At 44.7% G+C, this 23,978-nt stretch carries 21 protein-coding genes; 18 read left to right on the forward strand and 3 right to left on the reverse strand.

Translation table 11 applies throughout. The annotated features are described in order from the left end of the window. Window positions 1–13 precede the first annotated feature (13 nt). The 8 genes from infB (at window position 14) to QQ041_RS14070 (ending at window position 10,243) form a co-directional block, all read left to right on the forward strand. Window positions 14–2,704: a translation initiation factor IF-2 gene (infB, locus tag QQ041_RS14035; protein WP_146490658.1), complete on the forward strand. Its 2,691-nt coding sequence runs from the start codon at window positions 14–16 to the stop codon at window positions 2,702–2,704. Between the two features lie 134 nt (window positions 2,705–2,838). Then, window positions 2,839–3,252 (forward strand): 30S ribosome-binding factor RbfA, encoded by a 414-nt coding sequence (rbfA, locus tag QQ041_RS14040; protein WP_017065964.1) that lies wholly within the window; start codon window positions 2,839–2,841, stop codon window positions 3,250–3,252. Further along, entirely contained in the window at window positions 3,252–4,205 is a 954-nt protein-coding gene (truB, locus tag QQ041_RS14045) for a tRNA pseudouridine(55) synthase TruB (protein WP_017059233.1), read from the forward strand. The genes rbfA and truB overlap by 1 nt, the downstream gene beginning before the upstream one ends. 218 nt (window positions 4,206–4,423) lie before the next feature. Then, complete coding sequence (rpsO, locus tag QQ041_RS14050) at window positions 4,424–4,693, forward strand: 30S ribosomal protein S15 (protein ID WP_010436144.1); 270 nt, start codon at window positions 4,424–4,426, stop codon at window positions 4,691–4,693. A 378-nt stretch (window positions 4,694–5,071) separates the two neighbouring features. Further along, complete coding sequence (gene pnp / locus QQ041_RS14055; protein WP_060982624.1) at window positions 5,072–7,192, forward strand: polyribonucleotide nucleotidyltransferase; 2,121 nt, start codon at window positions 5,072–5,074, stop codon at window positions 7,190–7,192. A gap of 124 nt (window positions 7,193–7,316) precedes the next feature. Beyond that, complete coding sequence (nlpI, locus tag QQ041_RS14060; RefSeq protein WP_061018730.1) at window positions 7,317–8,240, forward strand: lipoprotein NlpI; 924 nt, start codon at window positions 7,317–7,319, stop codon at window positions 8,238–8,240. A 168-nt stretch (window positions 8,241–8,408) separates the two neighbouring features. Then, window positions 8,409–8,816, forward strand: coding sequence for a MarR family winged helix-turn-helix transcriptional regulator (locus tag QQ041_RS14065; protein ID WP_146490660.1), 408 nt, complete (start codon window positions 8,409–8,411; stop codon window positions 8,814–8,816). Window positions 8,817–8,905: 89 nt separating this feature from the next. After that, on the forward strand, window positions 8,906–10,243 hold the full coding sequence (locus tag QQ041_RS14070) for an MATE family efflux transporter (RefSeq protein ID WP_146490661.1): 1,338 nt from the start codon (window positions 8,906–8,908) through the stop codon (window positions 10,241–10,243). Between the two features lie 85 nt (window positions 10,244–10,328). Here the strand turns inward: QQ041_RS14070 and QQ041_RS14075 are convergent, their stop codons facing one another. The 3 genes from QQ041_RS14075 to QQ041_RS14085 all read right to left on the reverse strand — a co-directional run bounded on the left by QQ041_RS14075 (window position 10,329) and on the right by QQ041_RS14085 (window position 14,456). Continuing rightward, complete coding sequence (locus tag QQ041_RS14075; RefSeq protein ID WP_285954261.1) at window positions 10,329–11,207, reverse strand: U32 family peptidase; 879 nt, start codon at window positions 11,205–11,207, stop codon at window positions 10,329–10,331. Between the two features lie 18 nt (window positions 11,208–11,225). Further along, window positions 11,226–12,239: a peptidase U32 family protein gene (locus QQ041_RS14080; protein ID WP_285954262.1), complete on the reverse strand. Its 1,014-nt coding sequence runs from the start codon at window positions 12,237–12,239 to the stop codon at window positions 11,226–11,228. A 177-nt stretch (window positions 12,240–12,416) separates the two neighbouring features. Continuing rightward, entirely contained in the window at window positions 12,417–14,456 is a 2,040-nt protein-coding gene (locus tag QQ041_RS14085) for a bifunctional diguanylate cyclase/phosphodiesterase (RefSeq protein WP_146490662.1), read from the reverse strand. 216 nt (window positions 14,457–14,672) lie between these two features. Between QQ041_RS14085 and QQ041_RS14090 the strand changes: the two genes are divergently transcribed. The 10 genes from QQ041_RS14090 to deoA all read left to right on the forward strand — a co-directional run bounded on the left by QQ041_RS14090 (window position 14,673) and on the right by deoA (window position 23,916). Further along, window positions 14,673–15,242 carry an SCP2 domain-containing protein gene (locus QQ041_RS14090; RefSeq protein ID WP_285954263.1) on the forward strand — a complete coding sequence of 190 codons (570 nt, stop codon included), beginning with the start codon at window positions 14,673–14,675 and terminating at the stop codon, window positions 15,240–15,242. After that, window positions 15,226–15,729 (forward strand): GNAT family N-acetyltransferase, encoded by a 504-nt coding sequence (locus tag QQ041_RS14095; protein WP_285954264.1) that lies wholly within the window; start codon window positions 15,226–15,228, stop codon window positions 15,727–15,729. Before QQ041_RS14090 ends, QQ041_RS14095 begins: the two co-directional genes overlap by 17 nt. Before the next feature lie 160 nt (window positions 15,730–15,889). Then, window positions 15,890–16,288: a DNA polymerase III subunit psi gene (locus QQ041_RS14100; RefSeq protein ID WP_146490665.1), complete on the forward strand. Its 399-nt coding sequence runs from the start codon at window positions 15,890–15,892 to the stop codon at window positions 16,286–16,288. Then, entirely contained in the window at window positions 16,281–16,736 is a 456-nt protein-coding gene (gene rimI, locus QQ041_RS14105) for a ribosomal protein S18-alanine N-acetyltransferase (RefSeq protein ID WP_285954265.1), read from the forward strand. The genes QQ041_RS14100 and rimI overlap by 8 nt, the downstream gene beginning before the upstream one ends. A 171-nt stretch (window positions 16,737–16,907) precedes the next feature. Beyond that, window positions 16,908–18,488: a peptide chain release factor 3 gene (gene prfC, locus QQ041_RS14110; protein ID WP_061018717.1), complete on the forward strand. Its 1,581-nt coding sequence runs from the start codon at window positions 16,908–16,910 to the stop codon at window positions 18,486–18,488. A 105-nt stretch (window positions 18,489–18,593) separates the two neighbouring features. Continuing rightward, on the forward strand, window positions 18,594–18,749 hold the full coding sequence (locus QQ041_RS14115) for a DUF5363 family protein (RefSeq protein ID WP_285954336.1): 156 nt from the start codon (window positions 18,594–18,596) through the stop codon (window positions 18,747–18,749). Beyond that, window positions 18,730–19,560, forward strand: a complete 831-nt coding sequence (locus tag QQ041_RS14120) for a TatD family hydrolase (RefSeq protein WP_285954266.1) — start codon at window positions 18,730–18,732, stop codon at window positions 19,558–19,560. The genes QQ041_RS14115 and QQ041_RS14120 overlap by 20 nt, the downstream gene beginning before the upstream one ends. A gap of 204 nt (window positions 19,561–19,764) precedes the next feature. Next, window positions 19,765–21,027, forward strand: a complete 1,263-nt coding sequence (locus QQ041_RS14125; RefSeq protein WP_060982613.1) for a NupC/NupG family nucleoside CNT transporter — start codon at window positions 19,765–19,767, stop codon at window positions 21,025–21,027. 529 nt (window positions 21,028–21,556) lie between these two features. After that, window positions 21,557–22,333: a deoxyribose-phosphate aldolase gene (gene deoC / locus QQ041_RS14130; protein ID WP_010436196.1), complete on the forward strand. Its 777-nt coding sequence runs from the start codon at window positions 21,557–21,559 to the stop codon at window positions 22,331–22,333. Between the two features lie 254 nt (window positions 22,334–22,587). Beyond that, window positions 22,588–23,916 (forward strand): thymidine phosphorylase, encoded by a 1,329-nt coding sequence (gene deoA, locus QQ041_RS14135; protein WP_285954267.1) that lies wholly within the window; start codon window positions 22,588–22,590, stop codon window positions 23,914–23,916. Window positions 23,917–23,978 lie beyond the last annotated feature (62 nt).

A 23,978-nucleotide genomic window follows, 5' to 3' on the forward strand; every position in this document is an offset into this window, starting at 1 on the left:
GAGAGAAAGCGGTATGACACAATTAACAGTTAAAGCACTGAGTGAAGAGATTGGTACGCCAGTTGACCGCTTAATTGAACAACTTGCTGATGCAGGCATGAAGAAATCAGGGTCGGATCAAGTGACTGATTCAGAGAAGCAAACATTGCTAACGCACCTTAAAAAGGAGCACGGCGATACTTCTGGTGAAACAGAACCGACTCGTTTAACTCTTCAACGCAAGACCCGCAGCACGCTAAGTGTTGCCGCTGGAGGCGGTAAGAGTAAGGATGTTCAAGTAGAGGTACGTAAAAAGCGTACTTACGTGAAGCGCAGCACTATTGAAGATGAAGCGAAACGTGAAGCTGAGGAAGTAGCTAATCGTGAAGCGGAAGAGAAAGCACAACGCGATGCTGAAGAGCAAGCGAAACGTGATGCTGCAGAGAAAGCACAGCGCGAAGCCGAAGAAAAAGTAACACGTGAAGCGGATGCAAAACGTGAAGCTGAAGAGAAGGCTCAACGCGCACAAGCTGAAAAGGCTAAAAAAGACATGAATTCAAAAAATGCAGACGCTAACGCACAAGCGAAAAAAGAAGCGGATGAACTTAAAGCTCGTCAAGAGCAAGAAGCAACTCGTAAAGCAGAAGCTGAAGCAGCTAAGCTTGTTGAAGAAGCTCGTAAGTTAGCAGAAGAGAACCAAGAACGCTGGTCTGAAGAAGAGAAGAAGAAGAAAGAGCAAGAGAAATCTGCGGATTACCATGTGACTACTTCTACTTACGCTCGTGAAGCTGAAGATGCGGCAGATAAGAAAGATGAGAAAGCCCCTCGTCGTCGCAAGAAGAAAGCAGCTCCAGCTAACCAACCTACAAACAACCGTGGTGGTCGTAACCAACGTGGTCGTGGCGGTAAAGGTAAGCTTGCTAAACCAACTTCAATGCAGCAAGGCTTCGATAAGTCAGCGACTGTTGCTAAATCTGACGTTGCTATCGGCGAAACTATCGTTGTTTCTGAACTGGCGAGCAAAATGTCAGTTAAAGCAACTGAAGTTATCAAAGTAATGATGAAGATGGGCGCTATGGCGACTATCAACCAAGTGATCGACCAAGAAACAGCACAACTTGTTGCTGAAGAAATGGGTCACAAGGTAATCCTACGTAAAGAAAACGAACTTGAAGAAGCAGTACTAGCTGACCGTGATAGCGATGCTATCGCTGAAGGTCGTGCTCCTGTTGTTACTATCATGGGTCACGTTGACCACGGTAAAACTTCAACTCTTGATTACATTCGTAAAGCACACGTTGCTTCTGGCGAAGCTGGCGGTATCACGCAGCACATTGGTGCTTACCACGTAGATACTGACAACGGCATGATCACTTTCCTTGATACTCCTGGACACGCGGCGTTTACAGCTATGCGTGCTCGTGGTGCTCAAGCGACAGATATCGTTGTACTTGTAGTAGCTGCAGATGATGGCGTAATGCCACAGACAATCGAAGCAATCCAGCACGCGAAAGCGGCAGGCGTTCCTCTGATTGTTGCTGTGAACAAGATCGATAAAGAGGGTGCAAACCCAGACAACGTTAAAAATGAGCTAGCTCAATACGACGTTATCCCTGAAGAGTGGGGCGGTGAGAACATCTTCGTTCATATCTCTGCAAAACAGGGTACAAACATCGATGGTCTTCTAGAAGCAATTCTTCTTCAGTCTGAAGTTCTTGAGCTTACAGCGGTTAAAGAAGGCATGGCGTCTGGTGTTGTTGTTGAATCTCGTCTTGATAAAGGTCGCGGTCCAGTTGCAACAGTACTAGTACAGTCTGGTACTCTAAACAAAGGCGACATCGTTCTTTGTGGTCAAGAGTACGGCCGTGTTCGTGCAATGCGCGATGAGAACGGCAGAGACATCGAAACTGCAGGTCCATCTATCCCTGTGGAAATTCTAGGTCTTTCTGGCGTACCGGCATCAGGTGACGAAGCGACTGTTGTACGTGATGAGCGTAAAGCACGTGAAGTTGCGAACTACCGTCAAGGTAAATTCCGTGATGTTAAACTAGCTCGCCAACAAAAAGCGAAACTAGAGAACATGTTCGCGAACATGACGGCTGGCGAAGTTGCTGAGCTTAACGTTGTACTTAAAGCTGACGTTCAAGGTTCTGTAGAAGCGATTGCTGACTCTCTACTGAAACTGTCAACTGACGAAGTTAAAGTGAACATCGTAGGTTCTGGTGTTGGTGGTATTACTGAAACTGATGCAACTCTTGCAGCAGCTTCTAACGCTATCATCCTTGGTTTCAACGTTCGTGCTGACGCAACTGCGCGTAACACGGTTCAGAACGAAAACCTAGATCTACGTTACTACTCAATCATTTACCAATTGATTGACGAAGTTAAACAGGCGATGGGCGGTATGCTTGCTCCTGAATTCCGTCAAGAGATCATTGGTCTTGCACAAGTTCGTGACGTATTTAAGTCGCCTAAACTTGGTGCAATCGCTGGTTGTATCGTTACTGAAGGTACGATTAAGCGTAGCAACCCAATCCGTGTACTTCGTGAAAACGTTGTTATCTACGAAGGTGAACTAGAGTCACTTCGTCGCTTTAAAGATGACGTTCAAGAAGTTAAGAACGGTTACGAGTGTGGTGTCGGCGTTAAGAACTACAACGACGTTCGCGTTGGTGACCAGATCGAAGTATTCGAAATCGTTGAGGTTAAACGTACTCTAGACTAATCAGTCTGTACGACTCGACATATTGACTAAGGTTACTAACATTACTAGTAAAGGTAATAAGTAATCGGTTGTTGAATACACCATGGGGGGCTGGTAATTACCAAGCCCCCCATCTTTCTAAGTGAGAAAAGAAAATGTCAAAAGAATTTAGCCGCACACAACGTGTGTCTCAGCAGCTTCAAAAAGAGCTTGCTCTTATCCTACAACGTGAAGTTCGTGACTCACGTATTGGTATGGTAACTATCTCAGACGTAGAAGTGTCTCGTGACCTTGCATACGCAAAAGTGTTCGTGACTTTTCTATGTGTTGGTGAGCAAACACCTGAATCATGCCTTAAAGCTCTTAAAGAGCATGAAGTGCCAGTTCGTATGGCTCTTGGTAAGCGTATTCGCCACCGCCTAACGCCTGAAGTTCGTTTTACTTATGACAACACACTAGTAGAAGGCATGCGTATGTCTAACCTAGTAAGTGAAGTTCTGAATGACGACAAGCGTAAGCAAGAAGAAGCTGGCCGCACTGACGAAACTCAGTCTAAGGGCGAAGAGTAATGGCTCGCCGTCGTAAAGGTCGCCCTATCAACGGGGTAATTCTATTAGATAAGCCGACTGGCATTTCGTCTAATGATGCACTGCAAAAAGTAAAGCGTATTTACTTTGCTGAGAAGGCAGGGCACACCGGTGCTCTGGATCCTCTTGCGACTGGCATGCTGCCAATTTGTCTTGGTGAAGCAACGAAGTTCTCTCAGTTTCTTTTAGATTCTGATAAGCGCTACGTTGTTATTGCTAAGCTTGGTGAGCGTACCAATACCTCTGACTCTGATGGTGAAGTGGTTGAGACGCGTGATGTTAACGTGACCCAAGAACAGCTTGAGCGTTGCATTGCGAGCTTCAAGGGTGAAACCGATCAGATACCATCAATGTTTTCGGCATTGAAGTATCAAGGTAAGCCTTTGTACGAATACGCACGTGCAGGTATCGAGGTTCCTCGTGAGTCTCGTAAGATTACAGTGTACTCTATTGAACTGCTTCGCTTTGAAGGTGATGAAGTTGAAATGGAAGTGCATTGTTCGAAAGGTACTTACATCCGCACAATTACCGACGATCTTGGTGAAATGCTAGGTTGTGGTGCTCACGTGACCATGCTTCGTCGTACAGGTGTAGCGAAGTACCCATATGAGCGTATGGTGACTTTGGAGCAGTTAAACGAGATCCTAGAGCAAGCACAGGCGCAAGAAATTGCACCGAAAGAGCTGCTTGATCCACTGTTGATGCCAATGGACACTGCCGTTGAAGATTTACCAGAAGTAAACCTGAACGCGGAACTGACTGACCTAGTTCAGCATGGTATGCCAGTTCAAGTTGCTGGTGCGCCAACTGAAGGTACGGTTCGTATGACAAGTGGCGAAGAGAAGCTGTTTGTCGGCGTTGCTCAGATTGCTGAAGATGGCCGAGTTGCACCGAAGCGTTTGGTTGTTTTCAGAGATGAAGAGCCACAAGCGTAGCGCTGAAACCGAATTAGGTATTAGTGTTTAGCCTTGAAAAGCGAGCAAATAAGACAGAAAGCGAACGCCTAATTTAGGTGGTTCGCTTTTTTCGTTTTTAATGGGTTCGATTGTTATTGCACCAACTGACAAACTTCCCTATAATCCTCGGCTCGCGTAGCGGCTGAATCAGAGATTGGCTGCTACAAATATAAACTTACTCTTATCAGGAGAGAATTATGTCTCTGAATGCAGAAACTAAAGCAGCAATCGTTGCAGAATACGCACAATCTGAAGGCGACACAGGTTCACCAGAAGTACAAGTAGCACTACTTACTGCTTCTATCAACCACCTACAAGGTCACTTCAAAGCGCACAAACACGATCACCACAGCCGTCGTGGTCTACTACGTATGGTTTCTAGCCGTCGTAAGCTTCTTGATTACTTGAAAGGCAAAAACCTTGCTCGTTACCAAGACCTAATCAAGCGTCTAGGCCTACGTCGCTAATAGCGATGTCTGCAAAGACAGTTTGAAGAAAAGGAGCATTTATGCTCCTTTTTTTGTGCCTGTAAGAAAATGCTAGGCCGGATGCTCAGAATATCATCTGGCTTTTTCTGATAGGAAATATCTCTCCTAATAAAAATAGTTTATACTACGCCCGCCTATAGCGTTTTCAACGTTTGGCAATCAACCTCTCAAGAGATTACAGTCACAGATGTCGGCCAATAGGTCGCGACTATTCAAAGGCGGATTTGGTCTTAATTCGGCGTATGAACTCATACAAAGAGTCACTATTCTAAGTCCCTTTTCACTAGTCGCGATTGGTAATATCTTGAGTCATTATTCACTTAATCTAAAGTCTGACTTTAGAGCTAAGGATATACAATGTTTGAAAAACCAGTTGTAAAATCGTTCCAGTACGGTAACCACACCGTTACTCTAGAAACGGGCGTAATTGCACGTCAAGCTACTGCTGCTGTAATGGCGACTATGGACGATACATCAGTATTCGTTTCTGTTGTTGCTAAGAAAGAAGCAGTTGCAGGTCAAGACTTCTTCCCTCTAACAGTTAACTACCAAGAGCGTACATACGCTGCGGGTAAAATCCCTGGTGGCTTCTTCAAGCGTGAAGGTCGTCCATCTGAAGGCGAAACACTAACAGCTCGTCTGATTGACCGTCCAATTCGTCCACTTTTCCCAAGTGCGTTTAAAAACGAAGTTCAAGTTATCGCTACGGTTGTTTCTATCAACCCTGACGTAAACCCGGACATGATCACTATGATCGCAACGTCTGCTGCGCTTGCTATCTCTGGTGCTCCATTCAATGGTCCTATCGGTGCTGCACGTGTTGGTCACATCGACGGCGAACTTGTTCTTAACCCATCAAATACTGAGCTTGAAAACTCTAAACTAGACCTAGTTGTGTCTGGTACAGAAGGCGCAGTACTAATGGTTGAATCTGAAGCAGATAACCTATCTGAAGAAGAAATGCTTTCAGCTGTTGTTTACGGTCACGACCAACAACAAGTTGTAATCAAAGCAATCAATGAGTTTGCTGCTGAAGTAGCAACTCCAGCTTGGAACTGGGAAGCGCCAGCAGTTAACACTGAGCTTAAAGCTCAAGTTGCTGAACTTGCTGAAACACGTCTATCTGACGCGTACCAGATCACTGAGAAAATGGCTCGTTACGAGCAAGTTGGCGCAATCAAGAACGACGTTGTTGAAGCTCTAATTGCACAAGACGAAAACCTAGATGAGCGCGAAATCCGCGGCATGCTTGGTTCTCTAGAGAAAAACGTAGTACGTAGCCGCATCATCGCTGGCAACCCACGTATCGACGGTCGTGAAAAAGACATGGTTCGTGCGCTAGACGTACGTACTGGTGTTCTTCCACGTACACACGGTTCTTCTCTATTCACTCGTGGTGAAACTCAAGCACTTGTTACTGCAACGCTTGGTACACAACGTGATGCTCAAATCATCGACAGCCTAATGGGTGAGAAGAAAGACAACTTCCTTCTACACTACAACTTCCCTCCATACTGTGTAGGTGAAACTGGTTTCGTTGGTTCACCTAAGCGTCGTGAAATTGGTCACGGTAAGCTTGCTAAACGTGGTATCCAAGCAGTAATGCCTTCTGTTGAAGAATTCCCATACACAGTTCGTGTTGTATCGGAAATCACTGAATCTAACGGTTCTTCTTCAATGGCTTCTGTATGTGGTACATCTCTAGCGCTTATGGATGCTGGTGTTCCAATCAAAGCTTCTGTTGCGGGTATCGCAATGGGTCTTGTTAAAGAAGGCGACGATTTCGTTGTTCTTTCTGACATCCTTGGCGACGAAGATCACCTAGGTGACATGGACTTTAAAGTAGCAGGTACTAACGCTGGTATCACTGCACTTCAAATGGACATCAAGATCGAAGGTATCACTAAAGAGATCATGCAAATTGCACTTAACCAAGCGCAAGGTGCACGTAAGCACATCCTTTCTGTAATGGATGAAGCTATCTCTGGTGCTCGTGAAGATATCTCTGAATTCGCTCCACGTATCCACACAATGAAAATCAGCTCTGATAAGATCAAAGATGTTATCGGTAAAGGCGGCGCAGTTATCCGTGCTCTTTGTGAAGAAACTGGTACTACAATCGAAATCGAAGACGATGGCACAATCAAGATTGCTGCTACTGAAGGCGCTGCTGCTAAAGAAGCAATCCGTCGTATCGAAGAGATCACAGCTGAAGTTGAAGTTGGCCGCATTTACCAAGGTAAAGTTGCTCGTCTAGCTGACTTCGGTGCATTCGTAACTATTCTTCCTGGTAAAGATGGTCTAGTACACATCTCTCAAATCGCTGACAAGCGCGTTGAGAAAGTGTCTGATTACCTAACTGAAGGTCAAGAAGTACCAGTTAAGGTTCTTGAAATTGATCGTCAAGGCCGTGTACGTCTAAGCATGAAAGAAGCAGTTGAAACGCCAGCTGAAGGCGAAGCACCTGCAGCTGAGTAATTCTCAGTGTGTCGATGGTGATATCGCTTTTTAGTGATTTCTAACCCATCGTCAACAAAGCATGTTATAAAGGGGAGCATATCGCTCCCCTTTTTTATTGCGGTCATAACAGGAGTAATTATTTGTGAAATGGTTTCAAACCGCGAGTATGTGTTTACTGCTTGTACTAACAGGTTGTGCGACAACATCAGATAACACCTCACGTTGGGTTTATCCACCGATGGCTGTGCCACTGCAACCAAGCGTTCAGCAAGAAGTTCAAATTGCACGTCTTAGTCAGCTATTACAGCGCCCAGATTTGAACGATGAAGTTCGAGCTAAGATGCTGTTTGAACGTGGTAATTACTACGACAGTGTTGGCCTGCGTGATCTAGCGCGTCTCGACTTCAACCAATCTCTTTCATTGAACCCTGCTCAACCTGATATCTTCAACCTTTTGGGTGTTTACTTTACGCAGGTAGGGGAGTTTGATGCGGCTTATGAATCTTTTGATTCTACGTTAGAGCTTGATCCTGCAAACTCTTACGCAGAAAGAAACCGCTCTATCGCGCTTTATTATGGCGAGCGTTACGACTTAGCTAACGAAGAAATGATGAAGCACTACGCCGATGATCCTAGCGATCCGTTTCGTGCTCTGTGGTTGTACATCATTCAGCATGAGCTCACGCCAGAGCAAGCTAAGCTTGATTTACAAAAACGTTACGAGAGCCGTGATGAGCAGTGGGGCTGGGTATTAGTCGCGATTATGCTTGATGACATTACTGAAGAGCAGGCTTTCAAGGCGATTTTAACCGGTACTCGTGATAACACTTTACTTGCGCAGCGCCTAACAGAGACATACTTTTACCTTGCTAAGCGTTACCACATGAATGGTGACTACGCGAATGCGATCTCTTTATACAAGTTGTCAGTGTCTTTCAACGTGTATGAATATGTGGAGCACCGCTACTCTTTCTTAGAGCTAAGTCGTATCTTCACTACGCTTAAAGCCGAGCACTTAGCGCAAGTTAAGTTGGCTGAGGCCGAAGAAGAAGCTAACGCTAAGTAAGCTATACATCTTGATTCCGTAAAGCCGCTGCCTGTCAGCGGCTTTTTTATGCTCCTTTTTATGCTCTTTTTTTATAAACAGGGGGGCTCATTTTTGATTGCTTTTAATTTAAACAATACTAAAATAGTTAGCCTTGCTAACTAAATGTTGTTCTTTGATTGGATGAATATGCTGAACCAGAATTTAGAAAAGATTGAGCGCTTCGCCTCTAAGATATGGCGAACTCAGGTAAATGAAGAGCCTATTTGTCAATTGAGCTTCAATGAGTATGACTATTTGAAGGTTATTCAAGCATCTCCTGAACCGATCCGATTAACTGATCTTGCGATTGAGATGCAAGTCACCAAGCCTTCAGCGACCACTATGGTTCAGAGGCTTGAGAGAAAGGGCCTTGTTGAACGTAAAGCTTCGCTCGAAGATGCGAGATCTAAGCTAGTAGTACTGACCAATAAAGCAGAAGTGGGTTTGGAAGAAGAAAGTAAGATCTATCAGGTTATGGCACAGATACTGGAAAGTCGTTTGTCTGAGCAAGAGTCTCAACAACTAAATCTATTATTAAATAAGGCTTTGAAGTAAATAATTTAGATATTTAGTTAGCTTTGTTAACTAATTTTTCGAGTCATATCTTATTGATATGCGACTCACAAATGAAAGTAGAGTAAAAAATGAGTAACTCAATTAGTCGCCAGTTTTGGCGATACACAATCCCTACCGTGGCAGCCATGTTGGTTAATGGCCTGTATCAAGTGGTGGATGGCATCTTCATTGGCCGCTATGTGGGAGCTGATGGGCTTGCAGGTATCAATGTTGCGTGGCCTGTGATTGGTTCGATTCTCGGTATTGGTATGTTAGTGGGGGTGGGTACAGGTGCGCTGGTCTCTATTCGCCAAGGTGAAAAAGATACTCAAGGCGCTAAGCAGATCTTAGCAACGGGTTTAACCTTGCTGTTAGCGATCACGCCTATTGTTTCGGCATTGTTGTTTTTGTTTGCTGATAACTTCTTGCTTTGGCAGGGTGCTGAAGGGCGAGTGTACGAGCTTGGTCTGCAATACCTACACATTCTGATTGGTGCCGGTGTCTTCACGCTAGGTTCGATCGCGATGCCGTTTTTACTGCGCAATGATGACAGCCCTAATCTCGCCACCATATTGATGATCGTTGGTGCGGTAATTAACATCGTACTCGATTACCTGTTTATCGCCCTCTATGGTTGGGAGTTGATGGGCGCGGCATTAGCAACAGCGATTGCCCAGTTTGTGGTAACGGGTCTCGGCTTGGCTTACTTCTTCTCACGTCGAGCAAACCTACGTTTACGTTGGAATGAGTTGAGACTGAAGCTCGATGTGATTCCACAAATCTTCGCCATTGGTACATCAAGCTTCTTTATGTACGCTTATGGTTCGATGATGGTGGCGCTGCACAATGCCTTGTTCTCCCAATATGGCGATCAGTTGATGATTGGCGCTTACGCGATTTTGGGTTACATCGTGACGGTTTATTATCTCACAGCTGAAGGTATCGCCAACGGTATGCAACCTTTGGTGAGTTACAACCATGGCGCGCGTAACCAAGCGAATATCCGTAAGCTACTTAAGATTGCGATGATGAGTTCGGTATTGATTGGTGTGGCGTTCGTGTTGCTTCTGAACGCGTTCCCACGGGAGTTTGTATCAGTATTTAACTCAGACGAACCTCAGCTAGTTGAGTACACCGTGTTGGGTATTCGACTTCACATGTTTGCACTGGCGCTGGATGGCTTCTTGGTAGTAGCAGGAGCTTACTATCAAGCAGTGAACAAGGGCAGCAAAGCGATGTTTGTGACGATAGGTAATATGCTTATCCAACTACCTTTCTTGTACATTATGCCTAAGTTGTATGGTGTGCCGGGGATCTGGATTGCGTACCCACTGTCTAACATCGCGCTAAGTGTGGTGGTGATGGTAATGCTCTACAAAGACCTAAAGAAGCTCGATGCCTCGCCGATGGAAACAGCGACGGCATAGGTTGTGTTTCTTAAGTCGAATTAGAAAGGTCTAGCGAATGCTAGACCTTTTTTGTATCTGTTGCTGGTTAGTCCAATGCGAAGAACTAAATGTTCTTAACGTCTAAACCTGCAAGCTGATGCCAGTAACCATTACATTGGCGGCTTTCAATCTTCATCGGTTTTTGACCTTGCTCGTTTGCTCTGAAATTATTGATTTCAGAGAAGGTATCGATACCGAGTGGGCTTAAACGAACCACATCAACTAGGTCGTGCATGTTTGGCAAATCATTGACTAGGTTGTAGCAGTAGCCTGATTGTGTCTGGATACCATTAAGGTTGAATACTGATTGGCCTTCTTGGCTTTCTACTTGTAGCCCTGTTGGGTACTTGATACAGCATGTTTCGCAATCGTCTTTAGCTTTGTTTTCTGCGCGAGCTGTAAAGCAGCGAGCCGAGTAAGCAAGCGGTAGATAGCCGTGGCTAAATACTTCTACTTCGAATTTGTTGCGGATGTTCAGCTCTTCGCACTGTGTCATTACGTTGCTTAGCCAGTCGCGAGAAAGCTCAACCGGCATACACCAACGCGTCATACCTTGTTTCAAGAACAGGTTCAGTGTGCGTGCGTTGTAGGTATTTACTGCAGGGCCGACCACGAAAGGTACTTTGCTTTCGCTAGCTAGTTGAATTGCAGATACATCATTGGCTTCGATCGCAAAGTCACCATTATCGATGTACTTCTTCATGATGTTGACTTCGCTTGGCGCTTCCAACAATGCCATGGTCGAGAGTACAACTTGCTTACCGGAAGCAGACAGCTCTTTAGCAATGTCCATCCAGTGTTTCGCTTTCATCTCTCGACGCTTTGAACATACAGCTTCACCTAGGTAGATGATGTCAGCAGAGCTTGATTTCGCTTGCTCATAGAAGCTTTCAACGTCTTGTTTTGGCCAAAAATAAAGTAGAGGGCCTAATGCGTATTTCATTGAGTTCTCCATTTGGCTCTATTGCCATTTACGGTGATAAGCGCCAAGCGTGGTTTGTGTACCTTCAGATACATTCGCCAGTGTCGCATTCCAAGCTTGTTCAACTTGGTATTGTTCTGGGTTCGCTAAGTAGCGATCGATAGCAGCGCGCCAAGTACGAGTCACTTGCTCTACATAAGCAGGGCTGCGTTGGCGGCCTTCAATCTTCACTGAGGCAACGTTTGCAGCGAAAAGCTCAGGCAACATGGATAGCGTGTTGAGGCTGGTGGGCTCTTCAAGTGCGTGATAGCGCTTACGTTCACCATCGATCTCGGCTTCAAAGCGGCCTTTACACAGCGTTGGGTAGCCAGCGTTCTCACCTGCTTCATACTTATCGATAAGGATCTCATTCAAGCGAGACTCTAGGCCCGTTTCTGTTTCTTGCCAGCGAACGTATTTCGCAGGAGAACAAGCGCCCACTGTGTTTGGTGATTCGCCCGTCATGTATGAAGAGAGGTAGCATCGGCCTTCTGCCATGATACACAAGCTACCAAAAGCGAATACTTCAAGGTCAACGTCAGAAGTGATGTTACGAGAAAGCTGTTTAACCTGATGAATTGATAATACGCGCGGCAATACGACACGTTTAACATTGAAGTTTTTGTGGTAGAAGTCGATAGCCGCCGCATTGGTCGCAGATGCTTGTACCGATAGGTGCAGTTCTAGATTTGGATATTTGTTTGCAGCGTACTCAAGCACAGCGATGTCTGCGATGATCAGCGCATCAACACCCAGTGCAGCGGCGTTGTCTACGGCATTGGTCCAACGGTCGAAGCCATTTGGGTGAGCAAACGTATTTAGAGCAACATGAATTTTCTTGTTGTGGTCATGTACATACTGCACAGCACGATCGAGCTTTTTACCTGCAAAGTTTAGGCCTGCAAAGTGTCGGGCATTGGTATCGTCTTTGAATCCGATATAGACAGCATCCGCACCGCAATCAATGGCGGTTTTCAAAGCAGGTAAGTTACCCGCTGGGCATAAGAGTTCCATTTGCTCACTACCAGTAGAATTAAGTTGAAGCGGGCATTTTATGAAGAATTGTGAATGACGGAATTGATGTAAGGCAGGTTTAGATGGATAAATCTGCTTTTACTCCGTTTGAGGTACTGACGAGTGACCGTTTTACATGTTGGCTTGGCTTGAACGTGAGATATTTGAATCGGCTTGTTAGTTCTTATGGCGACGATTTTGGGCAAATAGCTCTTCGACATCTTGTTTTGGTTGAGGGCGATAGAAGTGAAAGCCTTGAATTGAACTACAATTGAGGTTAGACAGTAGAGTCGCTTGCTCACTGGTTTCTACACCTTCAGCAACCACGGTTAAATCGAGAGACTTACCAAGGTTGATGATGTTTTCAATTACAGTAATTTGCTTTGGTAGGGTATCGATATCAGAGATGAAAGCACGGTCTATCTTAAGTTCATCAATTGGGAAGCGAGCTAGGTAAGATAGTGATGAGTAACCGGTACCGAAATCATCAATCGATAGAGCGAAGCCGAGCTTTTTAATCGCGTTGAGCATTTGCAGTGTGTGTTCACTGTCACTCATCACCGCGCTTTCCGTTAGCTCAAATGTAATCGCACTTGGGTCAAGCTCTGTCGAACGCAGCAGCTTTTCCATGTAATCAATCAGCTTCGGATTTCCAAACTGTTCAGGAGAAAGGTTGATTGCTACACGACCAGGGAGAATTCCCTGCATCTTCCAGCGCTTAACCGTAGCAAATACTTCACGCATAACCACACGACCAAGTTGTTCGATAAGGCCGGCTCGCTCCGCTACAGGGATGAACGCCGCTGGACTAATATAACCCTCTACAGGATGTTTCCAACGAACTAGAGCTTCAGCGCCGTTGATGGTGAAATCTCGTGCGTTGACCTTAGGTTGATACCAAACCTCAAGTCCATTCTGTTGCAGCGCTTTTTGTAGTTCAATCTCCAGCCACAGTCGCATACGCGCTTCTTTGTTCATCTGTTCGTTGAACTTGATTAGACGATTGCGACCACGATCTTTGGCTTCATACATTGCTGTGTCTGCATTTTGCAGCAAGATACGAGCATCAGTACCGTCTTGAGGAAAGCTCACACTACCAATCGAGCAGGCTAAGCGTTTACTAAAATGGTGAAGATCGAAAGGTTGATTGATCAGGGAAATGATCTTTTCAGCGAGCATTTCAGGTGTTCGCTGATGTTCGGGTTCTGGCAGGATAATACCAAATTCATCACCGCCTAAATGCCCAATTACGGCTTTACGAGGCAGTAAACGTTTAAGGCGTGAGGCGACCTCTTTAATCACTTTGTCACCGATGTGATGACCAAGTGAATCATTGATATTTTTAAAGTTATCAATGTCTAAGTAAAGCATCACAACCGGCGTATCGTTGTGAATGAATTGCTCAAGACGCTTAGTAAACCCAACTCGGTTGTAGAGCTTGGTCAGTGCATCGATGTAGGCATCTTCACTGTTTGCCGATGTATATTGTTTTGCGGTTTCTTGTGCGTCTTGAATAAGCACCAACTGAGTGTTACTTCCAAGAACGGTGGTAGAGTCGATGTTGAGCTGAACCTTACGTTCAAAGCCGCATCGGGCACCCGTTAAGCAAACCAAACCAGACTCAGAAATAATAGAGCTGAGTTTATTATTGAAGACTGTTTTGGTTTGTTCATCGATAAATAGGCGTCCCAACTCTTCGCCAATTAACTCTATGGTGGAGTTAAAGCCAAGCAAGCGCGCTGCAGCTGGGTTGGATGACAAGATGTAGTCACTTTCAACTAGCAGTAACCCGTCTGGGAGTAGGTGAGATAGTTTGTGAAATTTTGCTTCAGATTCTTCTAAAGAACGGACGAGTACTTGGTTTTCTGATGTGTCGAAGGCATGAAAGACAATGTAGTCAGTTTTGTTGCCATTGGTAAGCGGAGACAGGCTGAAGTGAAGGCTGGTATCGAGATCGGTTTCGTTGAGGGTGACTTCGGCCTCAATCGACTCGCCATTAAATGCACGCTCATAGTAAGGTTTAAGGTGCTGGTAGAATTGCTCGCCCAATGTTTGACGGTCATTCATGCCTACAAGCTCTGTTTGACTCAAACCAGCAATATCGCAGTAACGCTCATTCACCATAAAATAGTTATGTTGAGCATCAAGTACTGCGAAAAAGAACGGACTGTTTGCAGTTAGCTGGGTAAACCAATGTTGTAGTTGCTGGGGAGGCATCAAAGTACTACCAATTCTCCAAGAGCTTGAATATTCACTATCGATAAATATTTATTACTTTTTGTGTAGCTATCGATATTTACCTGTGAGTGCAGCGAACCGCTGTAATTCTCATTACCTGAGTTACTATAACTGTGATTTTCAGGATATTAAAGGTCGAGCATCAAACAGAAGTTAATTTGATACATAACAGTAACTGAGATCTCAACATCATCTATGATGTATTCCATATTATTGACAAAGTTACGGATAAGTCACGTGATAAACAAGATTCGCACTCAACTAGTTCAAAATGCCGCATCAATTTTGCGATCTCCAGTCCAGTTATTGCCTCAAACAGTACAAAAAAGAGCCTTGTTGGAGGCGCTTAAGAATGTCTTTAAGGAAGCTTTAGATGACGGTGACTTTGAATTTTTAGAAGACAAGTGGCTTAAAGTCTCAATAAAAGATATGGGGTTAAGTTGGTGTATTAGCTACAAAAATGAGCAACTAGTTGTAGCTGATAAAGAGGTGGCTGAAGATGTAAGCTTTAGCGGTAATCTTAACGATCTTGTGTTGATTGCGGGGCGTAAAGAAGACCCAGATACGCTTTTCTTCCAACGTAGACTGTCTATTGAGGGCGATACCGAGTTAGGTTTAGAAGTTAAAAACTTGATGGATAGCGTAGATTTGGACGTATTGCCGAGCCCTATGAAAACTTTGTTAAATCAATTAGCTGATTTTGTGCAGAAGGGAGTACAATCCCCAGATACACAAAGTGAGGTAATGAATGCTTATTCGAACTGAAGCACCGGCAGATATACTTGTCATTGATCGTTTATTGAAATCTGTTTTTGAAACGGATGCAGAAGCTAATTTGGTTATGAGCTTACGTGAGAATAGTCATTTAACCTTGTCGCTGGTGGCTTGTTCAGATGATGGTGAGGTGGTTGGTCACCTGATGTTTAGCCCTGTGACGCTTGATGGCGAAGACCATAACTGGCAAGGGCTTGCACCTCTCGCCGTGAAGGAAGAGTTCCGCAATCAAGGTATTGCCACATCACTGGTTGAAGATGCGTTTTCTACTTTGGTTGATTTCGGTTATCCAGCTTGCGTTGTGTTGGGTGATCCAGCTTATTACGGTCGCTTTGGTTTCAAAGCTGCAAGTGAATTTGGCCTGAGTTGTACTTGGGATGTGCCAGAAGGCGCCTTTCAAGCGATTGAGTTGGTAGAAGGTGCTCTTACGGGGCGTCCTGGCGAGGTAGCTTACAGCCCAGAGTTCAACGAGTTATAAAGCTATTTCCAACGCAATATGATGCAAACTGATTTGGTCTAAATAAAGGAGCTTGATGCTCCTTTATTTTTTGTTAGTATCAGCCCAACTCTAATGGACTGTTTTAAAGTTTGCTCTGATTAAGCCTCCCACCACCAACCTAAGGTTATAACTGCTAGATATGTCACAAACACACGCACAATACCTGCAAGAGATGGGCATAAGCCAATGGGAGCTTAGTCACCCAGAACGTTTGGCGGGTTATGAATCTAAACTGACTCCGCTAGCGAGTGATTGCAAGTTACTTTTGGTTTCGCCTGAAAAACCTCAGGAAGATCTCGCCGTGATGTTTGAGCGTGTACTCAAGAGTATCAAGCTTGATTTATCTCAGGCACTACACGTTCAGCCTCAACACCTAACTTATATCGAACTCGGTGATGTTGAATGGGTATGGTTTGCTGGGTGTGAGTCTGCCCAAGAGCTGAATGCAAAAACGCTTCAATCTCCATTACTGTCTGACATCAATGGTAATAACCAACATCGACGCGACTTATGGCAACAAATTTGTGCTTATGACTAATCAATTTTTACCGACTTCACAACAACACCTAGACGCTATTTGGCAGATAGAGCAGACCGCGCATTCTCACCCTTGGTCTGAAACCATGATTCGCGATCTCGATAGTCGAGGTGCTTGTCATCATGTTCTTGAAGTCGATGGGCAAGTAGTCGGATACTTCTTCGCCCAGAACATCGTTGGTGAAGTCACGTTACTTAATATTGCGGTAGACCCAAGCCAACAAGGCAAAGGGTATGGGAAAGCGTTAACTGAATATTTCCTTGATATGTGCGAACAAGCTGACGCCGAGAGTGCTTGGCTGGAAGTTCGTGAAAGTAATGTGCATGCTTTTAATCTTTACGAGAAGGCTGGCTTTAATGAAGTAGACCGTCGTCGTAATTATTACCCAACCAAGCAAGGCAACGAAGATGCGATCATTATGAGCTATCTTTTCATGTCGTTTAGCTAGTCATGTTACGTTTTTAGCCGACTAAATAACTAACCACAGAATTAGCCACAAAATAGGGTGTAAACTGACCCTTTAGAAAGTGACACGCTTTCTGTATAATCCGCACACAGAATTCAAGGGCAAGTATTATCTACTTGCCCTTTTTACGCTTTAGATCAGCAAAGGGCGACTATGTCTTTCCAACAAGAAGTGAGCAAACGTAGAACGTTTGCAATTATCTCTCACCCGGATGCGGGTAAAACCACGATTACTGAAAAAGTTCTTTTATTCGGAAACGCGATTCAGAAAGCGGGTACCGTAAAAGGCCGTGGCTCTAACCAGCACGCTAAATCTGACTGGATGGAGATGGAAAAAGAACGTGGTATCTCGGTAACTACGTCGGTAATGCAATTCCCATACAATGATTGCCTAGTAAACCTACTAGATACTCCAGGACATGAAGATTTCTCGGAAGATACGTACCGTACACTAACTGCGGTTGACTCTTGTTTGATGGTTATCGATGCTGCGAAAGGTGTCGAGGATCGTACTCGTAAACTAATGGAAGTAACACGTCTACGTGATACGCCAATCGTAACGTTTATGAACAAACTTGACCGTGACGTCCGTGATCCAATGGAAGTGCTTGATGAAGTAGAGAGCGAGCTAGGTATGGCTTGTGCTCCTATCTCATGGCCTATTGGTTGTGGTAAAGAGTTTAAAGGTGTTTACCACATTCACCGTGATGAAACGATCTTGTATGAATCTGGCCACGGCCACGAGATCCAAGAAGTTCGTATCATCAAAGGTCTAGATAACCCAGAGCTAGATGAAGCGGTAGGTGCTGATCTAGCGGAAAGCGTACGTGAAGAGCTAGAGCTTGTTATTGGTGCTTGTCCTGAATTTGATCACGACTTGTTCCTAGCGGGTGAGCTAACGCCGGTTTACTTTGGTACTGCATTAGGTAACTTTGGTGTTGACCATATGCTTGATGGTCTAACTAAATGGGCTCCAGCTCCTCAAACACGCCAAGCGAATGAGCGTGATGTTGAAGCGACTGAAGAGAAGTTCTCGGGTTTCGTATTTAAGATCCAAGCAAATATGGACCCTAAACACCGTGACCGTATCGCATTCATGCGTATCGTTTCGGGTACTTACAACCAAGGTATGAAGATGAATCATGTTCGTACTGGTAAGAGCGTAAGTATCTCTGATGCGGTAACCTTCATGGCGGGTGACCGTGCACGAGCTGAGAAAGCATACGCGGGTGATATTATCGGCCTGCATAACCACGGTACTATTCAGATTGGTGATACCTTTACTCAAGGTGAGAGCCTAAAGTTCGCTGGTATTCCTAACTTCGCACCTGAACTATTCCGTCGTATTCGCCTACGAGATCCACTGAAGCAGAAGCAACTTCTTAAAGGCTTGGTTCAGCTTTCAGAAGAGGGCGCAGTACAAGTATTCCGTCCTATGCAGAATAACGACTTGATCGTTGGTGCGGTTGGTGTACTTCAGTTCGACGTGGTTGTAGCGCGCTTGAAAGCGGAATACAACGTGGAAGCTATCTACGAAGGTGTTAACGTTGCAACAGCTCGTTGGGTTGAGTGTGATGACGCTAAGAAACTGGAAGAGTTCAAACGTAAGAACCAATCTAACCTAGCGTTAGATGGCGGTGACAACCTGTCTTACATCGCACCAACTATGGTTAACTTGAACCTAGCTTCTGAGCGTTTCCCTGAAGTTCAATTTCGAGCGACGCGCGAGCACTAATTTCTCCGAGCTCTATTCGAGTTAAACAAAAACGTCTATTGTTCTGCAGTAGGCGTTTTTTAATACGTGTTATCTGAGGATGGAGACTGAGATTTGAGCATGAGTATGTTGGGTTGGATAAAAGCTTGGGTTAGGAAATACGATAAGTGGTGTGAAGAGCTTGGCTTAACGCCTGAAAATAAGCGTAGCTGTGTACCTTATCGTCGTGACCTGCAAGGCCAGAAAGCAGAGAATGGAAAAGATGACACAGCAAATAAGTGACTTTCCGCTGTTTGATACTCATTGCCATGCGGATTTTGAGGCGTTTAAGCAAAATATTGTAATTGATCAGGGAACTACACTTGATCAAAGTATTGATCGCTACCTTAAAGAAGCGAAACAAGCGCAAGTTGAGAAGCTGCTCATCCCTTCTATAGGTCAAAATAACTGGCATAAGCTTGAGAAAATTGCGCAATCCTACCCCAACGTTTATTACGCGCTAGGCTTTCATCCTTACTTTTTAGAGCAAGCGGATGAGGTGCAATTTGAAGAGCTGCGCCAATTACTCTCTTCTAAAATGCGTCAATGTGTCGCGATAGGCGAGTGCGGACTCGACTTTTTTATGGACGTTGAACGAGAGAAACAAGAGCGCTTTTTCATCCAACAAATGGAGCTAGCGAAGGCGTTTGAGCTGCCTTTGATTGTCCATGAAAGGAAGTCTTACAACCGACTTATCGAGCTAATAAAGCAGCACAAGTTCACCTTAGGAGGTGTGATTCACGGTTTTTCAGGGAGTGAACAGCAGGCTTTAGCGTGGATCAAGCTCGGTTTCTATATTGGTGTCGGTGGGACGATAACTTACCCAAGAGCACAAAAAACACGCACAACCATCGCGAAATTGCCGCTTGAATACTTGGTATTGGAAACGGATGCTCCTGACATGCCCATGCATGGAAACCAAGGAAATGTTAACCATTCCAAACATTTAGTTACGATCTTAAATGAACTTTTTTTGCTTAGAAAAGAGCCAAAGCAATCGATTGCAGCGCAAGTTTGGCAAAATAGCCATCGCGCATTCGGTATATGTGAATAAAATCGAAGGTTTTTGTTTATCGTTTGCGTAAATTGCATTGGGCTTGTGATTTAGCTCACATTTGCGTGTGAATGGTACATGAATCTTGTACGAAAGTGTGAGGACGGCATTACTTTATTAGTGGTCGCATGAGTATAATTGCCTCCGCTTTATAGCCCCATTTTGTAACACGCCAATAAATAACTAATAAGGAAGTCATAAACTATGAGCCTGTTTATGAGCCTAGTCGGAATGGTTGCACTGATCGCAATCGCAGTACTACTATCTGACAACCGCAAAGCTATTAATCTAAGAACAGTGGGTGGCGCTTTCGCTATCCAATTCGCACTTGGTGCATTCGTACTTTACATCCCTTGGGGTCGTGATCTACTTGCAGGTTTCTCTGCTGGTGTAGCAAACGTGATCGACTACGGTAAAGACGGTACTGGTTTCCTATTCGGCAGCCTAGTTAACTTCTCAGTTGACGGTATCGGTTTCATCTTTGCTTTCCAAGTACTACCAACTCTGATTTTCTTCTCTGCACTTATCTCTGTACTTTACTACATTGGTGTAATGCAAATTGTAATCAAAGTTCTTGGTGGTGGTCTTCAGAAAGCTCTAGGTACTTCTCGCGCCGAGTCTATGTCTGCAGCAGCAAACATTTTCGTTGGTCAAACAGAAGCGCCTCTAGTTGTTCGTCCTTTTGTTCCTAAAATGACTAACTCTGAACTATTCGCAGTAATGTGTGGTGGTTTGGCTTCTGTAGCTGGTGGTGTACTAGCAGGTTACGCATCTATGGGTGTACCTCTAGAGTACCTAGTTGCAGCGTCATTCATGGCAGCACCTGGTGGTCTACTATTCGCTAAAATCATCAAGCCTGAAACAGATACGCCAGACGACAACATCGCTGACGAAATGGACGGTGGCGATGACAAACCAGCTAACGTTATCGACGCAGCAGCAGGTGGCGCATCAGTTGGTCTACAACTAGCTCTTAACGTTGGTGCAATGCTACTAGCATTCATCGGTCTAATTGCTCTAATCAACGGTATCCTAGGTGGCATCGGTGGTTGGTTCGGTATGGAAAACCTAACTCTAGAACTTCTTCTAGGTTGGATCTTCGCACCGCTAGCATTCATCATTGGTGTTCCATGGGAAGAAGCAACTATCGCTGGTTCTTTCATTGGTCAGAAGACAGTTGTTAACGAATTCGTTGCATACCTAAACTTCGTACCTTACGTTGGTGAAAATGCTCAAGTTGTTGCAGCAACTGGTCAAGTGATGTCTGAGAAGACTCAAGCTATCATCGCATTCGCACTATGTGGTTTCGCAAACCTTTCTTCAATTGCGATTCTTCTAGGTGGTCTAGGTGGTATTGCACCAGCTCGTCGTCACGACATCGCTCGTATGGGTGTTAAAGCGGTTATTGCTGGTACTCTATCTAACTTGATGGCAGCAACAATTGCTGGCTTCTTCCTATCTTTCTAATCAAGTAGATTTAGATATATAGACGCCATAATAATATCGCCCCGTAGCAAGAAATTGCTGCGGGGCTTTTTTGTTTTTAGGCCTAGTGATTTTGAGTATGAGTATGAGCATGAGCTGATGCTGGGATTCAATAATGGGTCTAGAATGTTTTTTTGAGATACAAACCGTTTGCGTTCTAAGGAGCACTACAATTTATTGATGGATACCTATAATGTATAAGCTTAAGGGATAGGATGTCTCTTGTTGGCAAGAAAGTGACCGCTTGGATTCGTTCAAAGGTTATTGTTCTGGGATTAAGCCAAACTTAGCGATACGCTATAGATGTTAGACACAACATGACTGATTTGTTGTGCCATAGACCAAACTGGTACTGTGCGGTGACAAGGATTGCAATTGGTAGCGAAAGTTATCAAGTCTTCAAGGAACCAAGTCCGTTCATTTGTGACTACTGAGCATTACTAAAATATCCATCTATACTGGATGGGTGGCGAAGTAGTTAACTATTTGAATATATTGATCGGAGATAGAAATGAGCGATTTAAAAGCAGCAGCTCTACGTGCACTTAAACTTATGGACCTAACTACGCTAAATGACGACGATACTACTGAAAAAGTAGTCGCGCTTTGTCATGATGCGAAGACTGCAGTTGGCAACACTGCTGCAATCTGTATTTACCCTCGCTTTATCCCAGCCGCTAAGAAAGCGTTGCGTGAGCAAGGTACTCCAGAAGTACGCATTGCGACTGTAACTAACTTCCCTCATGGTAATGACGACATCGAAATTGCTGTTGCTGAAACGAAAGCAGCGGTAGCGTACGGCGCAGACGAAGTCGACGTAGTATTCCCATACCGTGCTCTTATTGCTGGCAACGAAGAAGTTGGCTTTGAGCTAGTGAAACAGTGTAAAGCAGCTTGTGGTGACATCACACTTAAAGTGATCATCGAAACGGGTGAACTAAAAGAAGAAGCACTTATTAAGAAAGCTTCTCAAATCTGTATCGAAGCGGGTGCAGACTTCATCAAAACTTCAACAGGTAAAGTGCCAGTAAACGCGACTCCAGAGTACGCGCGCATGATGCTTGAAGTTATTCGTGACATGGGCGTTGCTAAAACAGTTGGTTTCAAACCAGCTGGTGGCGTACGTACTGCTGAAGATGCAGCACTATACCTAGCAATGGCTGATGAGCTACTAGGCGCTGAGTGGGCAGACAACATGCACTACCGTTTTGGTGCTTCAAGCCTACTAACGAACCTTCTTAATACATTAGAAGTGACAGACCAAACTGCTGATCCAGCAGCATACTAATTTACTCGTCATATTTGACGCCGCAGCGTTGTTGACTGCGTTAGTTCACCGGTTCGCCGGCCGTCCTAATCACATAGAGCCTCTATGTTCATAGGAATGAACTTCGATTTTCTTTCAAGAGAATAGTCGCCTAACTGCAACGCCAAATATTTAGAGTATTGATAATAACAAGTCTGTTTGATGGAGTGGCGTCAAGCCACTCCACATAACCTCTTTCCCTACAAACCATACTCACTAGAGTTTGGGAGGCACTAATGTATCTACCTCAAGAAATTATTCGCAGAAAACGTGACGGTGAAGTCTTAACAGCTGAAGAAATTAACTTCTTCATTCAAGGCGTGGCTAAAAATACGGTTTCTGAAGGCCAAATTGCAGCATTCGCAATGGCAATCTTTTTTAATGAAATGACCATGCCAGAGCGTATCGCACTAACGTGTGCAATGCGTGATTCAGGCATGGTGATTGACTGGAGCCACATGAATTTTGATGGCCCAATCGTTGATAAGCACTCTACTGGTGGTGTTGGCGACGTTACTTCTCTGATGCTTGGCCCTATGGTGGCAGCATGTGGTGGTTTCGTTCCAATGATCTCTGGTCGTGGTTTAGGCCATACTGGCGGTACGCTAGACAAGCTAGAATCTATCCCAGGTTACAACATTACACCAACTAACGAAGTGTTCGGTGAAGTAACTAAAGATGCTGGCGTAGCGATCATCGGTCAAACAGGCGATCTAGCCCCTGCTGACAAGCGTGTTTACGCGACTCGTGATATCACAGCAACAGTCGATAACATCTCGCTAATCACGGCTTCAATCCTATCTAAGAAACTGGCAGCTGGTCTTGATTCTCTAGTGATGGATGTAAAAGTAGGTTCAGGCGCATTCATGCCAACTTACGAAGCGTCAGAAGAGCTAGCGAAATCTATCGTTGCAGTAGCAAACGGTGCGGGTACTAAAACAACGGCAATCCTAACGGACATGAACCAAGTATTGGCTTCTTCAGCGGGTAACGCAGTGGAAGTTCGTGAAGCGGTTCAGTTCCTAACGGGTGAATATCGTAACCCACGCTTGTTAGAGATCACTCTAGCATCGTGTGCTGAAATGTTGGTGCTGGGTAACCTAGCTAAAGATTCAGATGAAGCGCGTGAAAAACTGATGGCAGTGCTGGATAACGGTAAAGCAGCAGAGTGTTTCGGTAAAATGGTAGCGGGCCTTGGTGGTCCAGCAGATTTCGTAACGAACTACGATAACTACCTAGAAAAAGCAGACATTATTAAACCAGTGTACGCGCTAGAAAGCGGTGTGGTATCAGCAATGGATACTCGTGCAATTGGTATGGCTGTGGTTGGTATGGGCGGCGGTCGTCGCGTAGCAACTGACAGCATTGATTACGCAGTCGGTTTTGATCACTTCATTCGCTTAGGTGAAGTAACAAGTGAAGATAAGCCATTAGCAATGATTCATGCTCGCAACGAACAACAGTGGCAAGAAGCTGCAACAGCATTACAAAATGCAATCACTGTGGGCGGAGAATATACAGCAACGCCAGACGTTTACCGTCAGATTCGTTCTGAAGACGTGTAAATAACAGATATCGGTATGCCTAGCGTATACCGATAAACAGAGTTCTGGTGTAAAGAGCAATA

Source organism: Vibrio sp. TMPB1044 (assembly GCF_030442075.1).
In the GTDB taxonomy this organism is placed as follows: Bacteria; Pseudomonadota; Gammaproteobacteria; order Enterobacterales; family Vibrionaceae; genus Vibrio; species Vibrio satsumensis.